Genomic DNA, 22,771 nt, shown 5'->3' with positions numbered 1-22,771 from the left:
CCTCGTCAGACCCGTTCAGCCATTCTCAGGACATCCCCGGTTCGGCACGCGAACCTCAAGGACTGCCCCCTTGCCTCCTCAGAAATCCAGCCCAAGGTCCAGCGTCCGCGCCGAATGGGTCAGGGCACCGGACGAGATGTAGTCCACGCCCGTACCGGCCACTTCGGCCACACGATCCAGCCGCATGTTGCCCGAGGCCTCAAGCACCAGCCGTCCTCCGGTCATCGCGACCGCTTCGCGCAGCGTCGGCGTGTCCATGTTGTCCAAAAGCACGACGTCGGCCCCCCCTTCGTCCAGCACTTCGGCCAGCTGATCCAGGCGGTCGACCTCGATCTCGCAGCGCACCATATGCGAGGCATGTGCCTTCACGGCTTGCAGGACCGGGCGAATGCCACCAGCCGCAGCGATATGGTTGTCCTTGATGAGGATCGCGTCCGACAGGGAGAACCGGTGATTGAACCCACCGCCATGCAGAACGGCCTGTTTCTCTACCAATCGCAAACCGGGCGTCGTCTTGCGTGTGCAGGTCACGCGCGCGGCGGTGCCCTTCGTCTCCGCGACGAAGGCGGCGGTCAGCGTGGCGATGCCGGAAAGGCGCCCGGCAAAGTTCAGCGCCACCCGTTCGCCGGACAGGATCGACGCGGCTTCGCCCTCGATCTCCATCAGCAGGTCGCCCGGGCGGATCGCATCCCCGTCCGCGCGGTGCGCGCATACCTTCAACGCCGGATCGACCAACCGAAAGGCCAGCGCCGCGATCTGCAGGCCCGAGACAACCCCGGCCTCACGCGCGTTCAGCCGCGCCGCATAGCGTGTGCCCGGCGGGATGACCGTTCGTGTCGTGATGTCGCCGTAGGTGCCCAGATCCTCCATCAAGGCCCCCCGGACGAGCGGTTCAAGGATCAGGTCGGGCAAGGGAGACTGGGTCATGCGGGTTCCTTTCGGGCCATGGAACGGATCTCTTTCGCCTCCGTCAGGGTCAGGACGGATCGGGTGCCGGTCACGCCCGCCGGCTCCGGATAGTCGGACCGGAACTGCGCGCCCCGGCTTTCGCGCCGCGCCAGCGCGGCAGCGGCGATCAGCGTGGCGGTGGTCGTCATGTTGAGCAGCGCGTCGCAGTCCGGTTGGGCGGCTTCGATCCTGGCGATAACGGCAAGGGTCCGTTGCAGCCCGTCGGCGTTTCGGATCACCCCCGCGCCATCCGTCATCGACTGCCGCAGACGGGCGACAAGCGCGGAAGCCGGTTCGACGGCCCCGGGACGGTCCGGCAGCACGACAGGCGCTGCGACTGTCGCCACGGACCGCAACGACTGGCTGATCGACAGGGCGCAGCGCCGACCGTAGACCAGCGCTTCCAACAAGCCGTTCGAAGCCAGCCGGTTCGCGCCGTGAAGCCCGGTGGACGCGGCCTCTCCGCAGGCCCAGAGACCGGGCAGGGAGCTTCGCCCGCAGGCGTCTGTCCTGACGCCCCCCATGTGGTAATGCGCCGCTGCGGCGACCGGGATCGTTTCCGCCACAGGGTCCAGTCCGGCCCGTTGGCAGGCGGCGGCCACGGCCGGGAAATCCGTCAACAGCCGCGCGCCGATGGCCGCCCGCGTGTCGAGCGCCGGGGCAAGCCCGGCCTGCGTCTGCGCATAGACGGCGCGGGCCACGATGTCGCGCGGTGCAAGCTCTGCGTCGGGATGGATGGCCAGCATGAACCGCTCGCCGCGATTGTTGACAAGGGTCGCCCCCTCGCCCCGGAGGGCTTCTGTCGCCAGCGGGGCGGGGTCGAGGCCGCAGGCGATGGCCGTGGGGTGGAACTGGACGAACTCCGCATCGGCGATCTCGGCGCCCGCACGTGCCGCCATGCCGATGACCTGTCCCCGGATGCGCGGCGGATTGGTGGTCAGCGCATAAAGCCCGCCGGAACCGCCTCCGGCCAGCAGGACCGCGCGGCCCCGGATGGCAACCGGCGCGGTCAGACCGTTCTCGCAACCTGCGACCTCCACACCCGTGATCGCGCCGCCGTCGGACAAAAGCCTTGTCGCCAGTACGCCTTCCAGCACCTGAACATGCGCGGCCTCGCGGACCTGAGCGGTCAGGGCACGCATGATCTCTGCCCCGGCCTGATCGCCGCGCACGCGGACAACGCGGGCAAAGCTGTGCGCCGCTTCGCGCGAAAGCACGTAGCCGCCGTTTGCGGTCCGATCGAAAGGCGCCCCCATCCGCGTCAGGTCGAGGATATGCGCCCGCGCCTCGGCCGTGACGTCTTCCGCGACGCGTGGATCGACCGTGCCCGCACCGGCCCGGACAGTGTCACGGGCGTGGGCTTCGGGACTGTCGTCCGGACCCATCGCCGCCGCCACACCGCCCTGCGCCCAGGCCGAAGACGCCCCTTCGCCAAGCGGGTCGGGCGAAATCACGAGAACCGGATGCGGGGCCAGGCTGAGCGCGGCGTATTGCGCAGCCAGTCCGGCCCCCACGACGATCACGCGGGCGGAGTCGATCGCTGTCATTCCGTTAGCTGTTCAGCCGGGCCGACAGATCGATCATGCGTTGCACCGCGACCCGCGCCCGGTCCGCGATGGCCGGGTCGACCTCGACCGCGCCCTGCATGGTGTGCAGCGACCAAAGCACCTTCTCCAGCGTGATTTTCTTCATGTAGGGACACATGTTGCAGGGCCCGACAAAATCCACGCCCGGCAGCGCGTCCGCGATATTCGACGCCATGGAGCATTCGGTCACCAGCATGGCCTTTTCCGGCTGCTCGCGGGTGACATAGTCGATGATGCCCCCGGTCGAGCCGGAGAAATCGGCCGCGTCCACCACGTCGGGCGGACATTCCGGGTGGGCGATGATGCGGGTGCCCGGGTTCCATTCGCGGAACTCGTGCAGATCGCGGGCGGTGTATTGTTCGTGCACGATGCACGACCCGTCCCACCAGACGATCCGCTTCTCGGGCACCTGCCGCGCGACGTTCTGGGCCAGGTACTTGTCCGGCGTCATGATGACCGTCTCGCTGTCCATCGCGCGCACGATCTGCGCCGCGTTCGACGAGGTGCAGCAGATGTCCGACGCGGCCTTCACCTCGGCCGTGGTGTTCACGTAGGTGACGACCGGAGCGCCGGGGTACTTCGCCCGCATCTCGGCGATGCCCTCGGCGGTGATGCTTTCGGCAAGCGAGCAACCGGCGGCCATGTCGGGGATCAGCACCGTCTTGGACGAATTCAGGATCTTCGACGTCTCGGCCATGAAATGCACGCCGCACTGAACGATCACATCGCCTTCGACCTGCGTCGCCTCGACGGCAAGCTGCAGGCTGTCGCCGACCACATCCGCAATGCCGTGGTAGATCTCGGGCGTCATGTAGTTGTGCGCGAGGATGACGGCGTTGCGCTCTTTCTTGAGCGTGTTGATGGCTGCCACATAGGGCGCATGGATCGCCCAGTCCGGCGGTGTCACGACACGGTCCATCCGCGCATATATGTCGGCGGTGGCGGCGGCGATGTCGGTCGACGGGGCAAGATCGTAATGATCGGAGAGTTCGGCGCGCAGCGCGAGTTGGTCGAGCAATTCAGGAAGGTCCTCAGGTTACTTCTGGTCGCAGCGGACATCGTCCGCAGCCCGAAGGCGTCCGGCGGGGCCGTGTTAGGCCATGCATAACGCAAGGGCAAGTTCATGTGCGGCCCGGGTCGTACAGCACGATCCCGACAGTCTTCGGCTTTGGTCAGTTTCGCGCCGAAGCGTCGTCAGCGCCCGCGCCTGAACTTCCGCGCCACGTCGAAGAACTGTGCCACCTGCGCCGACTGGTTGTCGCGCCGGGCATGGATGGTCAGGGCGGTCCCGGGGTTGTAGCCCTCGTAGCTGCGGAACAGAACGCCGGGGCGCGAGGTCCGCGACACGCTCTCCGGCACGACAGAGATCCCAACCCCCACCGACACGAGGCTGATCGCCGTCTGATAATCCTGCGCCAGCTCCAGCGCCGCCGGTTCGAACCCCTCCTTCCGGCAAAAGCTCAGCACGAAATCCGCATAGCTGGGCCGCGGTCTGCGCGGGTAGAGCACGAAGGTCTGGTTCCCCAGTTCGGAAAACACAATCTTGTCCCGCGTCGCCAGTTCGCTGCTGTCCGGGATGGCAAGGATCAGGTCTTCCTGCGCGAGGGGTTCGCGCTTCAGTTCGTCGTCCTTCAGGCTGGGCCGGGCGACGGCCACGTCGATTTCCCGCTGGACCAGGGCGGAGTGCAGCTCGGCATTGTTCATCGCCGACAGCGCAAGCTCCACCTTGGGATAGAAGGACCGATAAGACTTTATGAGATTGGGCAGCACCCCGTGCGACGCCGATCCGACGAAGGCCACGCGCAGCCGCCCGACACCGCCCTCACCGACCTGGCGGGTTTCCTTGTAGGCGGCTTCAAGCCGGTCGACCAATGCGCGGGCGTGCCTTTCCAGCACCTCGCCCGCCTGCGTCTTGCGGATCTGGCTGCGGGAGCGGTCGAAAAGCTGGGCACCGATCTCCGCCTCCAGCGCGGCGATCTGGCGGGACAATGGAGGCTGGGCGATCTCCAGCCGCGACGCGGCGCGGCCGAAGTGCAGTTCCTCGGCCACCGCCAGAAAATACCGAAGCCTGCGCAGTTCCATGACATCCCCCCTCAGACCCCAAAGGTATCGAAAAGACGCTCACGATACAACTGCGATCATGGTGAGAGGGATGTGCAGCGCGCCCGACATGCCTGTCGGGACATACAGGATGTCAGCCCGCTGCCCGTTCGCGGACACATTCGGACGCGGCGCGGGAGAGTGCCTGCATCAGTGTGCGGGCGTTGGTCGGCTTGGGGCAGTGCTGCGCGCGAGGAAAGCGCGCGACGACCTCATCCTCGATCAGGTGGCCGGAATGGAAGATCAGCGGCACACCGGCCTGGTCGAGCTGTTCGGCGACCGGAAAGATATCGCCGTCCCGCAGGCGCACGTCCAGAACGGCAGCCACCGGAACGACATCCTCAAGCGCGTCGAGGGCGACGGACACACGGGAGAACGGTCCGCAAACCTCGAAGCCGCCATCCTCGATCATCATCTGGATGTCCATTGCGACGATCGCTTCGTCCTCGCACAGCAAAACGACGCCCTGCTGCCCATCGGCCATATCATTTCTTGTTTTCATAAATCAGCCGTGTCCTGCGCATCCATTCGGTCTGTTCCACTTCGATGCGTCCGTCCAGTTGTGCGGCGGACATTTGCATCAGCGTGGAGCCGAACCCCTTCTTGTCTTGCGGAAGTTCAACCGCCGGGGCGTCATATCGTTCCGTCCATTCGAGCACGACTTCGGTATCGTGCTCCAAAGACCACGTGACGGACAGGCTGCCGTCCACGGCTCCCAGCACTCCGTACTTCGCGGTGTTCGTCGCCAGTTCGTGGAACATCAGCGACAATGTCGTCAGCGTTTCCGCCGTCAGGGGCACGACCGGCCCCTGCACCGTCAGGGACGCATGACCGGCATAGGGTTCCACCGCGCTTTCGACCGCGTCGCTCAGTTTCAGCGGCGTACCCGCCGGAGCACGGTGAGTCAGGTTGTGGGAAACCGCCAGCGCCCCGATCCGCGCCGTCACGCCCTCCACGAGGTCCGGGACGGATTGCGCCGAATGCCCGGCAATCCGCACCATGCCCGAGATGATCGAGAACAGGTTCTTCACCCGATGGTTCATCTCGTGCAGCATCACCTCGCGGACCTGCCGCGCCTCTTCCTCCTCGGTGACGTCGAAGATCACACCGAGGGTCCGGAGACCCTGGCTCCGGTTCAGACGCCGCCCGACAAGCTGCACGGATCGAGCCTGCTCATTTTCGGACCCTGGCAGGTTGAAGGTCAGCGAGAACGGCAAGCGGGTGTCGCTGTTGTCCAGCGCCTCCTCCGCGTCAGCCCAATCTTCTTCCGGAAGGTGACCGAGGAATTCACCGACCGGCATCTCCTCGTCTCCGACCCCCAATAGCTTTGCGCCAATGGTATCGAAACGGATCGTGTCCCCGGTGCTCGACAGTTCCCAGACGCCCAGACCGGCCACGTCCAGCGCCATGCGCAGGCGTTCGCCCTCTGCCTTCAGCTCGTCCTCGAGGGCAAGCGCCTCCGTCAGTTCGGAGAAGACCAGCGTCACCCCGTCGATCCGATCGTCGCGGTTGCGGTAGGGCGTGACCAGCAGCGACCATGTCCTGAGAGAGTCCGGGGCCATCACCGTCACGGCCGCGACGTCGCCCTGCTCCATCACTGTCTCGATCGCGGCCAGCACCTTTGCATCCTCGCCGATGCGGCTGGTCATTTCCGACAGCGGGCGCCCGCGGTCGCCATGGCGCAGCGGGTAGACAGACTGGATCGCGTCGGTGAAATTCCGGATGCAGCCTTCGGCATCCAGCACCACCAGCGGCAACGAGGTGGAGGCAAAGAAGTTGGACAAGTCGGCGCTGGCGACAGACAGCTCGTCGACCTTGTCTTTCAGTTCATCGTTGACGGTCGCAAGCTCCTCGTTGGTCGACTGGAGCTCTTCGTTCATCGACATCATTTCTTCGTTCGAACTCTTGAGCTCCTCGTTCGCGGTCTCCAGTTCCTCGACCGTGGTGTGCAGTCGCGCCCGGGTGGAGCGCAGCTCGTTTTCGAGGCTCTGCACATGGCTGTCGGCGGCGTCGACGTCCTGAAGCTCGTCCTCGGCCCCGGGGTCGAAGCGGTCACGCTCGCGGAAGACCAGAAGAACGGTGCCGTCGGCCAGAGGATCGCCTATCAGATCGAAGCGCTGTTTGCCGAACTCCGAATTTGCGGTCAGATCACGGCTGATCGTGCGTTTTCCCGACTGCGCGACCTGCCGCACGATGGCCGAAATCGCCTCTCGCACGCCGGGCAGAGCGAGCGACGACGCGAACTGCGTCGACGACTGGCGCATCGGCTGCATCTCAAGATATCGGCCCAGTCGTCCCGTGGACCGAAGCACCTCGCCTTCGCGCGTCACCTGCAGCGTGGCCGGGCCATAGACGTCCAGAATGCGTTCGGTCACGGTGCTGTCGGACCAGTCGACGCGCGTGGCGTTCCGGTTGGTGTCCTCGTCGGGCTGCCGCCGACGGTCACTTCGCTGAGGCTGGTGGCGCAGGTGAAGGGGGTACTCCGGACGCGCGTCGTTGCGTTCGAAGATCCGTGCCTGAGCGTCGATGGTTTGGAACAGACGATCGTGGCGACCCAGCGTCTCGGACGGGCCGAGGTACAGCGCCCCGCCGGGGCGCAGCGCATAATGGAAGATCGGCATGACAGCCGCCTGCAACTGGTCGCCGAAATAGATCAGCAAGTTGCGGCAGGACAGCAGGTCGATACTGGAGAACGGCGGATCGCGGACGACGCTGTGCACCGAAAAACGGATCATCTCGCGGATGCGCGAACTGACCTGGAACTTGCCGTCCCGCGCGATGGTGTACATCTCGCGCATTTCCTCGGGGATGTCCGCCATGGCAGCGTTGGGATACAGACCGTTGCGCGCAATCCGCAGCATCTGTTCGTCGATATCGGTCGCGAAGACCTGGATGTCGATGGTCCGCCGCTGCTCGCGCACTTCCTCGGCAAAGATCATCGCGATGGTGTAGGCCTCTTCGCCGCTGGAACAACCCGGCACCCAGACGCGGATCTCTTCCTTGCTGGAGTTGCGCACCAGCGGCTTCACCACCTTCTGCCGAAGCACCTCGAAATGCGCCGGGTCGCGGAAGAACCGGGTCACGTTGATCAGCAGTTCGCGGAAAAGGATCTCGCATTCGTCGGGCGTGGAGCGAATGTAGCGCAGGTAGGCATTGGCGTCGTTGAGGTCGAGCACCTGGATGCGCCGCTGCACCCGCCGCGACAGAGTCGATTTCTTGTAGCCGGAAAAGTCGTGTCCGGCGGTCTTCCGCACCACCGCACAGATGTCGTCCAGCGTCTCTTCGACGGTCCGCGCCAGTTCGCCTTCCGCCCCGTTCGAGACCGACTTGGCAAAGAACTGCTGGATGGTCTCGGCGATTTCCCCGGGCCGCAGGACGAAGTCCACCAGCCCCGTGGACTGGGCCGATGTCGGCATCCCGTCGTACTTGGCCGTCGCCGGATCCTGCACGACGCACAGCCCGCCGTGTTCCTTGATCGCCCTCAGCCCGGCACTGCCATCCGCGCCGGTGCCCGACAGGATCACGCAGGCGGCATCGCGGCCCATGTCCTGTGCAAGGCTTTCGAAAAAATCGTCGATTGGTCGCCTCAGACCGCGCGGCTGCGCGAAATCCGTCAGATTCAGCACACCCTTGTGAATCGACAGCCCGTGGCCCGGCGGAATGATGTGCACGCAGCCCGGGCGCACACGTTCGCCATCTTCGGTCTGGCGCACCTCCAGCGTGGTGTGGCGGCCCAGCAGCTCGGCCAGAAGGCTTTCGTGGTTGGGATCGAGGTGCTGGATCACCACGAAGGCCAGCCGGCAGTCCTGTCCGGCGGTGCTCAGCATGTCGCGCAGCGCCTCCAGCCCGCCGGCCGAGGCGCCGACGCCCACGACAAACAACGTCTCTCCTTCGATGGGGCCCTGCTGCTGCTCTACGTCCTGATCCACGGCCCTGCCCTCATTCATCGAGATACAGCTTTGCAATAAGGGCGATGGAATCCGCGATAGACTGGGCCGATCCCTGCATCGCGAGTCCGAATTCCTGCCCCATGACCTCGATATCGCTGAGGTTGCGCCTCAGGCGGGCATCGTGCTCCACCAGTTCCTGACGCTGCTGCGCTCTGGTCATGTCGAATTGCGACGCGAGGATGAACCGCGTTTGTCCCGCGCTGTCGCGCAGCCGTGTCATCAGGACGAAGTTTCGGAACAACGATCCGTCCTTGCGGTAGTTCGAAACGGGAAAGCGCCCGCTGTCCTGCGACAGGTCATGGACGAAATCGTGCAGCGCCTGCTTCTGCTCGGCCGAGGTTTCCTCGCCCTGCAGAAAACGGCAGTTGCGCCCGACCACCTCTTCCGGCGCGTAGCCCGTCAGCTTGGTGAATCCGTCGTTGACCAACGCAAGCGGCACGTCGCCGCCCTGCGTCGAAAGGGACAATGCGATCCCCGACTTCTCGATATACGCCTGCAACTTAGCAGGCAGAATGTCGCTACTCATTCCGTCCAGTGGGTCCCTTGCACGTGCGCTACACTGATCCACGTTATGTGTAGCATTTCGCGTGCCGAGCAAGCCCACACATCACTTTCTTTGATTGAACGTCGCCGGAACCCGGTCCGCAACTCTTTGCCCGACGGCATTTCACCTCTTGGCGCACCCCCCCGCAAGGCTCTAAACGGGGTCTCCGGGCTGCGGCCCGGCCCGAACCGGCAGGACAGGAGGCATCCGTTGGACCAGACCGCCACGCGCATCAACCGCACCATCGCAACCGAGATCGCCGCCCGAGAAGAGCAGGTCTCGGCCGCCGTCTCCCTTCTGGACGGCGGGGCCACCGTCCCCTTCGTGGCGCGCTACCGCAAGGAAGTCACCGGCGGACTCGACGACACGCAGCTCCGCACGCTGGCCGACCGCCTGTCCTACCTGCGCGAGATGGAGGCCCGCCGCGCCACCATCCTCGGGTCGATCAGGGATCAGGGCAAGCTGACCGACGACCTCGCCCGCGCCATCGCGCAGGCCGACACGAAGGCCACGCTGGAAGACATCTACCTGCCCTACAAACCCAAGCGCCGCACCAAGGCGATGATCGCCCGCGAAAACGGTCTGGAACCGCTCCTGCGCGCGATCCAGGACAACCGCACCGCCGATCCGCAGAAGCTGGCCGAAGCCTACACCGGCGAAAAGGTCGAGACGGTGAAGGCCGCGCTGGAGGGTGCCCGCGACATCCTTGCCGAAGAGCTGACGGAAAACGCGGCCCTCCTGGGCGGCCTGCGCGATTACATGATGCGCGAGGCCCGCATCTCCGCCCGCGTGCAGCCCGGCAAGGAAGAAACCGGCGCCAAGTTCTCCGACTACTTCGACCACGCCGAGAATTGGGCCACCATTCCCTCGCACCGGGCGCTCGCCATCCTGCGCGCCGCCAAGGAAGAGATCGTCACCATCGAGATCGCCCCGGACCCGGAGACCGGAATGGATCGCGCGGTGAACATGGTGGCTTCCGCCATCGGCATCCCCGGCGATGGCGCGGGCGACAAGTGGCTGCGCGATGCCGCGGGCTGGACCTGGCGGGTGAAGCTGTCGATGACGATGTACGTCGACCTCCTGTCCGAACTCCGCCGCCGCGCGCATGAAGAGGCCATCGCCGTCTTCGCCCGGAACCTCAAGGACCTGCTGCTGGCCGCGCCCGCCGGGAACAAGGCGACGCTGGGGCTGGACCCCGGCATCCGCACCGGGGTGAAGGCCGCCGTGGTGGACTCCACCGGCAAGCTGCTGGAAACCGCGACGCTCTACCCCTTCCAGCCGAAGATGGACCTGCGCGGCGCGCAGGCGAAGATCGTCGAGATGGTGAAGCGGCACGGCGTCGCCCTGATCGCCATCGGCAACGGCACCGCCAGCCGCGAAACCGAACGCATGGTCGCCGACACGCTCAAGATGATCGAGGGGCCGAAGCCCACCAAGGTCGTCGTGTCGGAGGCCGGTGCCTCCGTCTATTCCGCCTCCGAACTGGCCAGCCGCGAATTTCCCGATCTCGACGTGTCGCTGCGCGGCGCCGTGTCCATCGCCCGGCGCCTGCAGGACCCGCTGGCCGAACTGGTGAAGATCACCCCCGAAAGCATCGGCGTCGGCCAGTACCAGCACGACGTCGACCAGCGCCGCCTGAGCCAGGCGCTCGAAGCGGTGGTCGAGGACGCGGTGAACGCCGTGGGCGTCGACCTCAACATGGCCTCTGCCCCGCTGCTCAGCCACGTCGCGGGTCTTGGCCCCAGCCTTGCGCAGTCCATCGTGACCCACCGCGACACCAACGGGGCCTTCGACTCCCGCAAGGCGCTGCTGAAGGTCGCGGGCCTCGGTCCCAAGGCGTTCGAGCAATGCGCCGGCTTCCTGCGCATCCGCGAAGGGAAGGAGCCGCTCGACGCGTCCTCCGTCCACCCCGAAGCCTATGATGTCGCCCGCCGCATCGTGCAGGCCTGCGGGCGCGACATCCGGGCGATCATGGGCAGCCCGGAGGCGCTGAAGGGCGTGCGCGCGGAACAGTTCGTCGACGACCGCTTCGGCCTCCCGACCGTCCGCGACATCCTTTCGGAACTGGAAAAGCCCGGCCGCGACCCGCGACCCAGCTTCAAGACGGCGACCTTCACCGACGGGGTGGAGGACATCAAGGACCTCAAACCCGGCATGATGCTGGAAGGCACCGTCACCAACGTCGCGGCCTTTGGCGCCTTCGTCGACATCGGCGTGCATCAGGACGGTCTTGTCCACGTCAGCCAGCTGGCCGACCGTTTCGTCAAGGACCCGCACGAGGTGGTCAAGGCCGGCGACGTGGTGAAGGTCCGCGTGACGGAGGTCGACATCCCACGCAAGCGCATCGGCCTCACGATGCGCAAGGACGGCGGCGGGCGCGACGCCCAGCCCCGCCGCGACGGTGCCGCGACCCCCGGCGGACGGCCCGGCAACGGACCCAAGGGCCCAAGGGGTCCCGGCGGTCCCAAGGGCCAGCCGCCGCGCGGCAAGGGTCCGCAGGGCGGCGGCAAGCCGGCCTCGTCGGGCGGCACGGGCGCGTTGGGCGACGCGCTCATGGCGGCGATGCGGAAGAAGTGACCTTACGCTGTCCATTGCGACCTTAGACTGAATCGGCGGCGCGCCCCGGTTTCGCTAGACTCCTTCCAAAAACCGCCGAAACGCGGGTCAGGGAGGATACATGGACGCGAAAACCGCAGGCCCGACCGGGGCCATGCGAAGCCTCCGGGACCATCTGGGCCAGGGGCTGGTGGGGCAGGAGGCGTTGGTGGAACGGCTGCTCGTGGCGCTGCTCAGCGGTGGCCACGTGCTGGTCGAAGGTCCGCCCGGCCTCGCCAAGACCCGCGCGGTCAAATGGCTCGCTCAGGCGACGGAAGGTAGCTTTGCCCGCATCCAGTGCACACCGGACCTGATGCCCTCGGACCTCACCGGCACCCCGGTGTTCCGCCCGCAAACCGGCAGTTTCGAGTTCGTCAAAGGCCCGGTGTTCCACAACCTCGTGCTGGTGGACGAGATCAACCGCGCCCCGCCCAAGGTGCAGTCCGCGCTGCTGGAGGCGATGGCCGAACGGCAGGTCACAGCGGGGTCCGACACCTGGCCCCTGCCCTCCCCCTTTCTCGTGGTCGCCACCCAGAACCCGATCGAGCACGACGGGACCTTCCCCCTGCCCGAGGCTCAGCTCGACCGGTTCCTGCTGCACATCGTCCTGTCGCTGCCCGACGCGGAAACCGAACGGCAGATCCTGGACCTGGTCGAAGCCGAACAGCACGAGCCCGCAAAGACCGTTAACGCCGTGCCGCTGGCCGATCTGCAGGACGCGCAGAAGACCGCCATGGCCGTGCACCTCTCGCCCGAACTGCGCGACTACATCGTCCGGCTCGTCGTGGCGACGCGCGAAGGCCCGCAAGCGGCGGACGTGGAACATGCCGTCTCGCCGCGCGGCTCGCTCGCGCTGGCCTCCGCCGCCAAGGCGCGCGCCTACCTGCGGGGCCGCGACTACGCCCTGCCCGAGGACGTGGAGGCGCTGGCCCCCGACGCGCTGGCGCACCGCATGGTGCTGACGTGGCGCGCGGTGGCCGAGGGCCGCAAACCAAGGGACGTGGTCGCCGCCATCCTCGCAGAGGTCGAAGCGTTGTGAGCGCCGCCGCCACAAGCCCCCTGCCCGACACGCCCGGGGTCACGCTTTCCCCGGACGGGCTGATCGCGCTTCGGCAGGTGACGCTCAAGGCAAGGGGAGAGCCCGCGCTCGCCAACCTGCCGGGCGGGTTCGCCACCCGCCGCAAGGGCCACGGGCAGGAGGTCGCCGACGTGCGGCAGTACGTGGCGGGCGACGACATCCGCCACCTCGACCGGGGCACCACCGCCCGCACCGGCGAGCTGCACGTCCGCCAGTTCCAGGAGGAACGCGACCGCATCACGATCCTCGTGGCCGATTTCCGGCCCTCGATGCTCTGGGGGATCACCCGCGCCTTCCGTTCCGTCGCCGCCGCCGAGGCGCTGGCCCTGATCGGCTGGCAGGCGGTGGAGGACGGCGGGCGCACCGGGCTGCTGGCGATCACCTCCGGCCCGCCGGTCATCGTGCCGCCAAGGGGCCGGGCGCGTGGGATGCTGGACGTGATCGGCGGCATGGTCCGCGCCCACCGCAACGCTTTGCAGGCTGCGATGGCGGGCGAGACGACCGATCCGCCGCTGGCCGGTCCGCTTTCTCGCGCGGACCGGATCGCCCCGCGCGGCGCCGAACTGGTCATCGCCTCTGGGTTCGACACGCCTGGCGACGGCTTTGGCGACGTGCTGTCCCGGCTCGACCGCGACCGCGTGCCCCGGCTCATGGCGATCACCGACGCCGACGGCACCCGCCTGCCACGCGGCGACTACCCCGTGCGTCTCTCCGATGGCCGACACCTGCGCATTGCGCTGGACGGCACCGGGACCGAGGCGCCCGACCTGATCGACGTCGAAGGCTTCCGCGCGCTCAGGGTCGATGCCGGGCAAAGCGTCGAGGACATGGCCCGACGCCTCGCCGCCGCTTTCCCGCCGGACCGCGCCCCATGACCGGCGAGGCGATCACCGAAGAAACGCTGCAAGCCAGCCTCCACGACATCCGCCTGCCGTCGGAGGCACCGGGCGGTTTCGCCGCCGAACTGGCCGCGACGCTGGCGCTGGCCTGTCTGGGCGCACTGGTGCTGGGCGCGGGGATGCGGTTGGCCACCGTGCGCGCACGGCCACCTGATCCGCAATCCGACCTCACCCGCATCGCCGCGCTGCCCGAAGACGCCCGTCGCGTGGCGCTCCTGACCCTGTTGAAGACCCACGCCCCCGACCGGTTCGAGGCGCTGAAACAGTCTCTGTACCGCCCCGAACCGCTCGACCTGGCAGAGCTTCAGGCCGAGGTGGCGCGCCATGTTTGAACTGGCCAGCCCCCTTGCGCTGCTGCTCCTGCCACTGCCATGGCTGGCCGCCCGTCTCCTGCCCCCGGCGCAGACACGCGGCGCCGCACTGGCCGTGCCCGACCGCATCGGCACCGCGCTTTTGACGGCGGGCGGGCGCGGCGGGTCCGCCGTTCTGGAACGCGCGCGCAGACTTCTGCCATGGGCGACTTGGGCGCTGTTCGTCCTGGCGCTCAGCGGGCCGAGCACGCTGGAACCCGTTCCGGCGCTGCGGGTCTCGGGCCGCGATCTGGCCATCGCGCTCGACCTCTCCGGCTCCATGGTGCGCGACGACTTCTACCTCGACGGCCAGCCCATCACCCGGTTGGAGGCTGTCACCACCGTCGGCGCCGAATTCGCCCGCCGCCGCGCAGGCGACCGCGTCGCGCTGATCGTCTTCGGCTCCGAGGCCTATTACGCCGCCCCCTTCACCTTCGACACGGAGGCCATCGCCCGCCGGATCGAAGAGGCGACCATCGGCATCTCGGGCCGCGCCACCAACATCTCCGACGCGCTCGGCCTGGCCCTGAAACGCATGGCCGGGTCCGACGCCGACACCCGCGTGGTGATCCTGCTGTCGGACGGCGCGAACAACGCGGGCGCCACCAACCCACGCGGCGTGGCGCAGCTTGCGGCGCAGATGGGGGTCCGGGTCCACACCATCGCCATGGGGCCGAAATCCGTCGACGAGGCGGAGGAAGGCGAACGCGGCGTGGTCGATGCCGAAACGCTTGACGCGATATCCAAGGTCTCGGGCGGCGAAACCTTCCGCGTCCGCACCACCGAGGACCTGATCGCCGTGACCGAAGCGCTCGACCGGCTGGAGGCGACGGACAGCGACGGTCTCGCCGCCGAGGTCTTCCGCGAACACTGGATCTGGCCCGCGTCGCTGGCGGTGATCCTCTGCCTCTGGATGGGTTGGCGTGAGGCGCGCGGATGACACCCTATGTGACCCTGTTACGCCCCGAATGGCTGCTGCTGCTGCCGCTTCTGGCGGGCCTCGGCTGGTGGCTCCACCGCCAGCGCGGGCAGCTCGGCGGCTGGGAACGCGCCGCCAATCCGGCACTCCTTCAAGCGCTGGCAGCCCTTGGGCGTGTCAGCCACAGCCGGGGCGGCACCGGGCTGTTCGCCGCGCTCGGCGCCGCCGCCATCGGCATCCTGGCCCTCTCCGGCCCCGCTCAGGAGCGCCGCGACGCGGTGTCTTTCCGCAACCTCGACGGCGCCGTCTTTGTCATCGACGCCTCGCCCAGCGTCACCGGGTCAGACCGCTGGTCACAACTCCAGACCATGGGCCGATTCGGCGTCTCGGCGCTTGGCACCCGTCCCGGCGGTCTGGTCGTCTATGCCGGGGACGCCTATGTCGCCAGCGATCTCACCCGAGACTTGCGCCAGCTGGGCCAGACCGTGTCCGTCATCGACGCAGAGACGGTCCCCGACAAGGGCTCCCGCCCGGGCCGTGGCCTCGCGCTTGCCACGCAGATGCTGGAAGACGGACAGGTGCTGGCGGGCGACGTGGTTCTGTTCACCGACGGCGCCGGCCTCGGGCCCGACACGCTGGCCGAGGCGCAGGCCATCGCCGCCCGGGGCGCGCGCCTGTCGGTCGTGACCCTGAACGCCCCTTCGGCGGAAACAGAGACGCTTTCGCGGGTCGGAAACGGCCGCACCTTCACCCTCGACCAGACCGACGCCTTCGCCCGGTTCCTGTCGGAAGACGCCCGCACGCGGCTGGAGGCACAGGATTTCCCCCTGCTCTTCCAGCGCGATTTCGGGCGTTACCTGCTGGCGCTCGCGCTCCTCCCCCTCCTCCTCCTGTTCCGGAGGCGCGCGACATGAAGCTGCTGGCCACGCTCACCGTCCTCATGACCGTGATCGCCCTCGCGCTGGGGCACGGCAGTGCCGCCTTCGGCCGCGTCTTCATGGCCGCCGGTCTGCCCGGCCTTGCCGCGCTCACCTTCGACAGGCCCGACTGGCAGGGCGCCGCGCTGTACCGCGCCGGGCGGATGGAGGACGCGGCCCGGGCCTTCGCCAAGGCGGGCGCGACCTACAACCTCGGGACCGCGCAGGCGCGGCTTGGCCGGTACTCCGAGGCGCTCGAAACCTACGACTTGGTGATTCACGGCGGCGACGCCGACGCCCGCGCCAACTTCGACCTGATCGCCGCCTATTACGCCGGCCTGGGCATCGACCCCGAGGCGCTGGCCCTCTTCGGCAAGCGCCGCGACGGCGCCACCACCGAGTCCTTCGTCGCCCGGGGCAACGCCCGCGCCGCCGGCACCGGGGACGAGGTGAACAACACCAGCACCATGCTGGGCACCGTGCAACTCCAGTCCACCGGACAGGAAAAGGTCCGCAGGATCTTCGACGACCGCTTCATGCTGGCCGACGAACGCTGGCTGTCGCAACTGACCGACGTGCCGGGCGACTACCTGAAGGCGCGCATCGCCCACGAACGCAAGCGACGCGAGAAACTGGGCCTCGCCCCGCCGGACCCGGAGGACCCGCAATGAGACCCTTGCTGGCGCTCCTGCTCCTCTGGCCGCTGACGCTGCACGCCCAGACCCGCGCGGTCGACCCGGACGACCTGCAACTCACCGTCACCGTGCTTGAACAGGCCGACATCCCCTACGCGCGCGAGATGGTGATGATCGTCATCCGTGGCGTCTACAAGCGCCACATCACGCTGGAGAAGCTGGAACAACCCGATCTGCCCGGCTTCAACTGGACCCAGCTCGGCCCCGACACATGGCGCGAGGAACGCATTCGCGGCCAGAAGGTGAAGGTGCTGGAACGGCGCATGGCGCTGTATCCCGAACGCGCGGGCACGCTGACCATCGGCGCCTTCACCCATCACCTGACCCTGACGGACGAAGGCGACGACTGGTTCGAACACGACATCACCTCCGCCCCCGTGACCATCGAGGTCGCCCCCGCCCCTGCCCTGCCCGATGGCGGCTGGTGGTTCCCGGCGCGGCGGGTCCAGGTCGCCGACAACTGGTCGAACGCCCCCGACCAGTTGACGGCGGGCGAAGGCGTATTGCGCATTGTCAGGGTCGAAGCGGTGGGCGTGACACCGGAAATGGTGCCGCCCATGCCGGAACTCACCTCGCCCTCGGCGATGATCTTTCCGCACCCCGAAAAGCGGCTGATCCAGCTCTCGCCCGAGGGGCCGGTGACCTATGTCTTCTGGCGCTGGACGATCCGGCCCACCAACGACCGTTCCACCATCGTGGAGCCGATCGGTTTCAGCTACTTCGACACCGTTTCGCGCGAGATGCGCGAGGTGGTGATCTCGGCGCAGCGGGTCGCCTACGACGAGGCCGCGCTGCCGCCCCCTCCCCCGCCCGAGGACCCCGCCCGCCTGCCCGGCTGGCCCATGGTGCTGGCCGCACTGGCCGCGTTTGGCGCGGGGCTGGCGTGGATGCTGAAGGGCCAGCGCGCCGACCAGAGCGCGCTGCTGCGGCGCCTGCCGCTGCTCGACCCGCAGGTGCGCGCGCTGCGCCGGGCGGCACGCGCCGGTGACGCCGCCGCCACGCGCCGGGCCGCTCGGGCAATCCTTCGGCGGGACGGAGTCGCCACATCGCATCTGCTCGACGGGTTCGACCGGGCGCGTTTCGGGCGCCAGACGCGCGCAGTCGACCTCAGGGCCTTTGCCACGGCCGTTCTGCGCGCCCGCACTTAAGACGAAGTGCTGCATTGTCCGAATCCCGCGCCAGGCGCAGCCTTGACGCAAGCGCACACCGAAAAGTGCGCTGCAACAGGGAGGAATTGGATTTGGGAATTCTCGATATCTTTTTCAAAAGCGGCGACAGCGCATCGAGCTCTGCGCCGAAGTACACCCATGTAAAGATTCATCCACAGGTTGATAACGGCATACCGCGCGAAACCGCAGGTTTCTCCGGCGGCACGCTGAAGTGCAAGTGCAGCTCGAAACCGGTGGTGGTGCAGATCTCGGACCAGACGGCACACAACCACGTTTGCGGTTGCACGAAGTGCTGGAAGCCGTCCGGCGCCATCTTCAGCCAGATCGCCGTCGTCGGACGCGACAAGGTGAAAGTGACCGAGAACGAGGACAAGCTGGAGGTCGTCGACCGGTCCGCCGCGATCCAGCGCCACGCCTGCACCGGGTGCGGCACGCACATGTACGGACGGATCGAGAACGACGGACATCCGTTCTTTGGCCTCGACTTCGTGCATACCGAGCTGTCGCCCCAGACCGGCTGGGCGGCGCCGACCTTTGCCGCCTTCGTGTCGTCGATCATCGAATCCGGTGTCGATCCGGCGCGCATGGACGAGATCCGTGGCCGCCTGCGCGAGATCGGCCTGCCCCCTTACGACTGTCTCTCCCCGCCGCTGATGGACGCCATCGCGACCCACGTCGCAAAGCACAGCTGACGTCGGCGGCGATCACGGTCCCGGCTTACCGGCCGGGACCGTCCAGCAAACGCTCCAGCTCCGCCATGGCGACCTCCACAAGTTCGCGGTCCACGTGCCGCCCCTTGATACGGATGTACCATCCGTCGTCGTCGTTGCCCGCCTGAAGGCGCACACCGGAGGACAGGTTTCGCGGCGAAGCCACCTTCTTCGGACGCCCGCCGCGCTTCGGATCGGCCTTGGTCTCGACCTGCTTCAGCGCCTCTTCCAGCACCCGCGCCTCTTCGTCGGCGCTGGTCGTGCGGCTTTCGCTCAGGGCCTGCCGCAGGATGCTCTCTCCGCCTTCCCGCAGCGCCGCCGCCATCCGCAGCCCGTCCTTTTCCTTGATCAGGTCGGGGAACTCCAGCATGTCGCCCAGTTCCTCGAAGATCAGCGCAAAGGACCGGATCTTCGACCGCTTCGCTTTCGACGCCTGCGGGAACAGCGCGTTGACCGCGTCTTCGGTGTTCACGAAAGCGCCCTGCTGCGCCGCGATCACCGCGATGCGCCCCCGTTCGAAATGGCTGAGCGAGGCGCGGATCTCGTTCTCCTCGATCATCGCCGCAAAGGTGCCGCCCATCGTCTCCGGGTCGCGCACCACCGCCTTGATCGAGGCGTATTTCTCGTGTTCGAGGTAGCTGTAAAGCTCCTCCATCGCCATCATGCGCCGGTAGCCGGACAAAAGGCCGTAAGGCTTCTCGCCGCCCTCCATCCGGAACACCTCGATCGGCAGACGCAGCCCGCTGCGCAGGATCGAATGTTTCAGCTCGTCCAGCGACTCCCGGTCGATCACCACCCGGTCGCGCACCAGCGCGCTGCGGTCGATCTGGTCCAGCGGGATCTCCTGCATGACCCGGCCCGAGGCCTCCGCCTCCCGCAGCCGTTCCGCGTCGGACCGGTCCTTCGCCGCCGCCTGCCGTTCGGCCGGCGTGCGGGTGTCGTGCATACCCGCCGCCTCTGCCGCGACCTGCGCGATGGGGGCGGACATCGGCCCGCGCGCCACGTCCCGGCTGACCTCCTCCTCCAGCGCCTGCAGGGCCTCTGCCGTGGGCGCTTCCAGCTTTCTCCGCTTCGCCATTACTCAGCGACCTCCTGCTCCGTACCGCTCTCTGCCTGCGCCATCTGCAGGTCCCGCCACCAGGTGCCCAGGATGACCTCCTTCACCTCCGCCCAGGTCCGGTCGAAGGTCTCCCGCCCGCGCACGTAGGTGTCGCGGTTGAAGTCGCGGTAATCGGTCTCGTAGATGCCCGACACCATCTCTCCGGCCTGCCCCACCATGGCCGTCACCTCCTGCCGGTAGGTCGTCATGAAGTCGCCGAAATAGGCCTGGATCACGTTCGCCAGATCCGTCTGCTGGCCCGCGTCGAAGCGCGTCACCAGCGCCCGCACAGCATCCCATTCGAACCGCATCTCCGGCAGGCCCCCCGACCGCCGCGCCCGGTTCTCCCCCTCCTCGATCGACGCGAAGGTCGAATAGATCATGTCGAAGAAGCGGCCCGTGGAATCGAACTCCAGAAACGACGCCCCCAAGGGGACCAGCAGAATGTCCGCCGCCGACAGCGCGTTGATCGTCAGATACCCCAGCGCCGGCGGCGTATCGAGCAGCACGATGTCGTAGTCGTCCAGCATCCCGCCTTCCTCCAGCGCATTCATCAGCGCGTCCCACAGCGCCCACTGGCGCATCTGCATCCGCCACACCGGCACCTGGAACTCCGCCCAGTAGAGGTTCAGTTGCGCGCCGATCAGGTCGATGTTGGGCCAGTGGGTTTTCTGCACGAGGTTTCGCGGCGAAACCTCTAACGCGGCGGTCAGTGTCTCATCCAATTGGTAAGGAGTTTGCCCCGCCGCCTCGCGAATGCGATTCTCCTCCACCAGCTTCAGCGCATAATCCCGTGCCAGCATGGGAAAGACGGTCTGCCATTCGTCTTCCACCTTGCCGCCCATGATGGAGGTCATCGACCCTTGGGAATCCAGGTCGATGACCAGCACCTTGTAGCCGTCCAGCGCCGCCGACATGGCGAGGTGCGCACAGGTCGAGGTCTTGCCGACCCCGCCCTTGAAGTTCGCCACCGCCACGACCTTGGCGGGCAACCCCTCGGGCCGCCACGCGCGGTACTCCTTGTCCTTGGCGCCTTCCTCGGCGAAGTGGTCGCGCAGCGTCAGGATCTCTTCCAGCGTGAACCACTTCGAGCCGCCCTCCCCTTCGCCCTGCGGCAGGTCCGGGTTCTGGCGCAGCACGCGGCGCAGGTGAGCGGGGTTGACCGGGATCAGGTACTTGCACACCTCCCAGGTCGAAAACTTCCTCAGCCGTTTCGCCCCGTCCGGCGCATAACCCCGCTTGGCCAGATCGTCGCGCCCCCGCATGGCAAAAGCGGCCGCCTTGGCGAAACGCGCGGTGTCGATGGGCTTCGACAGCTTGCTTGCGGCCTGCTCCGGGTCGATGTTGAAATAGGGGGGCAGGTCCGGTTTCGTCGTCGGTTTCTGTGCCATGTCGCCTCGTCATGTTCGCTGTTTGCCGCGATATCATGGAAACTATGGCACATGTTTGGCCCCGAGTGAATCATCTTCGCGGCGAAACCGTCTCTATCAAACCTGAAATTCAAAAATGACACGAACGTTGTTTGAGAGTCTTTTTGGATTTTTAGAATCTTTACCCCCGGAATTTCCCTTTCACATCAGCCGCATACTTAATAAAAGGTGCCCGCATTCGGGTTCAGGGGCATCCGTTTGCGGTGTCTTAGGTGCCTGTTTCCGGGATCAAGGGCTCCGATTCGCGGTACGTCTGTGGATAATTGGACGGTTTCGCCGGTTTTCCGCTGTATCAGAGCCTGTACGCCCACAGATGATTCGTAAAGCGGCGTGTGGCCGGACCTTGTTCTCCCGTAGACGGATACCTTTCTCTGGCGCCTGTCGGCAACGGCACCCGTTTACGGGATGGCTTCATAGGTGCCAACGCGCCACTTGTCAGCGGATACCTTTTGCCGGACAATACCCGGCAACCGGGGCCGACTCGCGGTTCGCCGCGAAACCGTCGCGATCCCGGACAAGGCAAGGGCAGCACGCCGGGTCCCGGCGGTCAGAGGACAGTATGGACGAGATTCCCCGCGACCAATTGAACGGCCCGCTGCGGCGCGGCTCGGTGAAAAAGCACGTCGCGGCGATCCACATCTCGGGCAAACTGACCCTGTTGCAGCGCAAATTGTCCAACGTGCTGCTGCTGAACGCCTACGACACGCTGACCTCGCAGAACCGCCACCAGATCGACGCCCGCACCCTTTGCCTGATGATCGGATACAATTCGAACGACATGGAGACGCTGAAGGCCTCGCTCCGGGGGCTGGCGGAAACCGTGGCCGAATGGGACATGCTGGACGAAAAGGGCCAGCAGGAATGGGGGGTTTCGGCGCTGCTCAGCTACGCCAAGCTGTCGGGCGGGGTGTGCGAATATGCCTACTCCCCTGCCCTCGCCGAAAAGCTGCACGACCCGAAGGTATTTGCCCTCATCAACCTCAACATCCAGCGGCGCTTCACCTCTGGCCACGCGCTCGCGCTTTATGAAAACTGCTATCGTTTCGTGCGGACCGGTTCGACCGGCTGGTGGTCTCTGGACCTGTTTCGCCGCCTGATGGGCGTGGCCGACAGCCCCTATTACGACGTCTACAAGCACCTCAACGCCAAGATCATCAAGCCGGCGGTCGCCGAGGTGAACAAGACGTCGAACATTGTCGTGACGCCGGAAGTGAAGAAGATGGGGCGGCAGGTGACCGGCATCCGCTTCCGTATCGCCGAGAACCCGCAGCTTTCGATCCTCGATCTGGACGACGGCGAAGGCCTGCGGAAGTCGGAGGTCTATCCCCGCCTGCGCGCGCTTGGCGTCTCCGACCGGCTGGCGCGGCAGTGGATGGCCGAACATGGTGAAGATGCGGTTAAGGCAAAGCTCGATTACGTGGCCGGGCAGGGCGGCGTGAAAAACCCCGTGGGCTACCTGACCGCCGCCCTGAAGAACGACTACGAAACGGGGGGAGGTTTCGCCGCGAAACCCCAAGGTTCGGGTGGAGGAGGTTTCGCCGCGAAACCTGCCACCTCGCGCGGCCGCCGCCTTGCCCGCATCCAGGAGCTTGCCGCCGCCCGCAAACCCACCCAGAGGGACGCCGACCGGCGGCTGTTCACCGCCCGTCTGGACGGCGCGCTGCGGGACGATTTCGAGAGGCACGGCTGGATGTCGGCGCTGAACGCCGAAGCGATCCTGGCCTTCTGGGAGGAACTCTCGCCGGGCGCCTTCGACGATCTCGACGACGCGGGTTGACCGCT

General features: G+C 66.9%; 19 protein-coding genes. 10 read left to right on the top strand and 9 right to left on the bottom strand.

The genetic code is table 11. From position 1 onward, the window contains the following. Nucleotides 1-78: 78 nt before the first annotated feature. The 7 genes from nadC to ABFK29_RS24170 all read right to left on the bottom strand — a co-directional run bounded on the left by nadC (nt 79) and on the right by ABFK29_RS24170 (nt 9,110). Nucleotides 79-927: a carboxylating nicotinate-nucleotide diphosphorylase gene (nadC, locus tag ABFK29_RS24200; protein WP_005861700.1), complete on the bottom strand. Its 849-nt coding sequence runs from the start codon at nt 925-927 to the stop codon at nt 79-81. Continuing rightward, a complete protein-coding gene (locus tag ABFK29_RS24195; RefSeq protein WP_005861698.1) occupies nt 924-2,495 on the bottom strand; it encodes an L-aspartate oxidase in 1,572 nt (523 codons plus the stop codon). Before ABFK29_RS24195 ends, nadC begins: the two co-directional genes overlap by 4 nt. 4 nt (nt 2,496-2,499) lie before the next feature. Then, a complete protein-coding gene (nadA, locus tag ABFK29_RS24190) occupies nt 2,500-3,552 on the bottom strand; it encodes a quinolinate synthase NadA (protein ID WP_005861696.1) in 1,053 nt (350 codons plus the stop codon). A 176-nt stretch (nt 3,553-3,728) separates the two neighbouring features. Further along, the gene (locus ABFK29_RS24185) at nt 3,729-4,616 is read right to left on the bottom strand and encodes a LysR substrate-binding domain-containing protein (RefSeq protein WP_005861694.1); all 888 of its coding nucleotides are present in this window, start codon (nt 4,614-4,616) and stop codon (nt 3,729-3,731) included. Between the two features lie 112 nt (nt 4,617-4,728). Then, nucleotides 4,729-5,136, bottom strand: coding sequence for a response regulator (locus ABFK29_RS24180; protein WP_157136565.1), 408 nt, complete (start codon nt 5,134-5,136; stop codon nt 4,729-4,731). Further along, nucleotides 5,120-8,581, bottom strand: a complete 3,462-nt coding sequence (locus ABFK29_RS24175) for a chemotaxis protein CheB (protein WP_005861690.1) — start codon at nt 8,579-8,581, stop codon at nt 5,120-5,122. Before ABFK29_RS24175 ends, ABFK29_RS24180 begins: the two co-directional genes overlap by 17 nt. Further along, nucleotides 8,574-9,110: a PAS domain-containing protein gene (locus tag ABFK29_RS24170; protein WP_040604897.1), complete on the bottom strand. Its 537-nt coding sequence runs from the start codon at nt 9,108-9,110 to the stop codon at nt 8,574-8,576. The genes ABFK29_RS24175 and ABFK29_RS24170 overlap by 8 nt, the downstream gene beginning before the upstream one ends. 228 nt (nt 9,111-9,338) lie before the next feature. On the opposite strand from ABFK29_RS24170, the gene ABFK29_RS24165 reads away from it, so the two are divergent. The 9 genes from ABFK29_RS24165 to gfa all read left to right on the top strand — a co-directional run bounded on the left by ABFK29_RS24165 (nt 9,339) and on the right by gfa (nt 18,442). Continuing rightward, nucleotides 9,339-11,705: a Tex family protein gene (locus ABFK29_RS24165; protein WP_005861686.1), complete on the top strand. Its 2,367-nt coding sequence runs from the start codon at nt 9,339-9,341 to the stop codon at nt 11,703-11,705. Between the two features lie 100 nt (nt 11,706-11,805). Further along, nucleotides 11,806-12,762 carry an AAA family ATPase gene (locus ABFK29_RS24160; protein ID WP_005861684.1) on the top strand — a complete coding sequence of 319 codons (957 nt, stop codon included), beginning with the start codon at nt 11,806-11,808 and terminating at the stop codon, nt 12,760-12,762. After that, complete coding sequence (locus ABFK29_RS24155) at nt 12,759-13,676, top strand: DUF58 domain-containing protein (protein WP_005861682.1); 918 nt, start codon at nt 12,759-12,761, stop codon at nt 13,674-13,676. Before ABFK29_RS24160 ends, ABFK29_RS24155 begins: the two co-directional genes overlap by 4 nt. Further along, nucleotides 13,673-14,032 carry a hypothetical protein gene (locus ABFK29_RS24150; RefSeq protein ID WP_005861680.1) on the top strand — a complete coding sequence of 120 codons (360 nt, stop codon included), beginning with the start codon at nt 13,673-13,675 and terminating at the stop codon, nt 14,030-14,032. The genes ABFK29_RS24155 and ABFK29_RS24150 overlap by 4 nt, the downstream gene beginning before the upstream one ends. Continuing rightward, nucleotides 14,025-14,990: a VWA domain-containing protein gene (locus ABFK29_RS24145; protein WP_005861678.1), complete on the top strand. Its 966-nt coding sequence runs from the start codon at nt 14,025-14,027 to the stop codon at nt 14,988-14,990. The genes ABFK29_RS24150 and ABFK29_RS24145 overlap by 8 nt, the downstream gene beginning before the upstream one ends. Further along, nucleotides 14,987-15,883, top strand: a complete 897-nt coding sequence (locus ABFK29_RS24140; RefSeq protein WP_005861677.1) for a vWA domain-containing protein — start codon at nt 14,987-14,989, stop codon at nt 15,881-15,883. The genes ABFK29_RS24145 and ABFK29_RS24140 overlap by 4 nt, the downstream gene beginning before the upstream one ends. Then, a complete protein-coding gene (locus ABFK29_RS24135) occupies nt 15,880-16,557 on the top strand; it encodes a hypothetical protein (protein ID WP_005861675.1) in 678 nt (225 codons plus the stop codon). Before ABFK29_RS24140 ends, ABFK29_RS24135 begins: the two co-directional genes overlap by 4 nt. Then, complete coding sequence (locus ABFK29_RS24130; RefSeq protein WP_005861673.1) at nt 16,554-17,729, top strand: BatD family protein; 1,176 nt, start codon at nt 16,554-16,556, stop codon at nt 17,727-17,729. Before ABFK29_RS24135 ends, ABFK29_RS24130 begins: the two co-directional genes overlap by 4 nt. Before the next feature lie 107 nt (nt 17,730-17,836). Next, a complete protein-coding gene (gene gfa, locus ABFK29_RS24125; protein WP_050772465.1) occupies nt 17,837-18,442 on the top strand; it encodes an S-(hydroxymethyl)glutathione synthase in 606 nt (201 codons plus the stop codon). Nucleotides 18,443-18,467: 25 nt separating this feature from the next. On the opposite strand, the gene ABFK29_RS24120 is transcribed toward gfa, so the two are convergent. Next, nucleotides 18,468-19,538, bottom strand: coding sequence for a ParB/RepB/Spo0J family partition protein (locus tag ABFK29_RS24120; RefSeq protein ID WP_005861669.1), 1,071 nt, complete (start codon nt 19,536-19,538; stop codon nt 18,468-18,470). After that, nucleotides 19,538-20,950 (bottom strand): AAA family ATPase, encoded by a 1,413-nt coding sequence (locus tag ABFK29_RS24115; RefSeq protein ID WP_005861667.1) that lies wholly within the window; start codon nt 20,948-20,950, stop codon nt 19,538-19,540. The genes ABFK29_RS24120 and ABFK29_RS24115 overlap by 1 nt, the downstream gene beginning before the upstream one ends. A gap of 598 nt (nt 20,951-21,548) precedes the next feature. On the opposite strand from ABFK29_RS24115, the gene ABFK29_RS24110 reads away from it, so the two are divergent. After that, nucleotides 21,549-22,766 carry a replication initiation protein gene (locus ABFK29_RS24110; RefSeq protein WP_347100688.1) on the top strand — a complete coding sequence of 406 codons (1,218 nt, stop codon included), beginning with the start codon at nt 21,549-21,551 and terminating at the stop codon, nt 22,764-22,766. Nucleotides 22,767-22,771: the final 5 nt, after the last annotated feature.

Origin of the sequence: Sagittula stellata E-37, from assembly GCF_039724765.1 — a bacterium.
In the GTDB taxonomy this organism is placed as follows: domain Bacteria; phylum Pseudomonadota; class Alphaproteobacteria; order Rhodobacterales; family Rhodobacteraceae; genus Sagittula; species Sagittula stellata.
The sequence above is the reverse complement of the archived record's forward strand: the minus strand, read 5'-3'. Positions and strand labels throughout refer to the sequence as shown.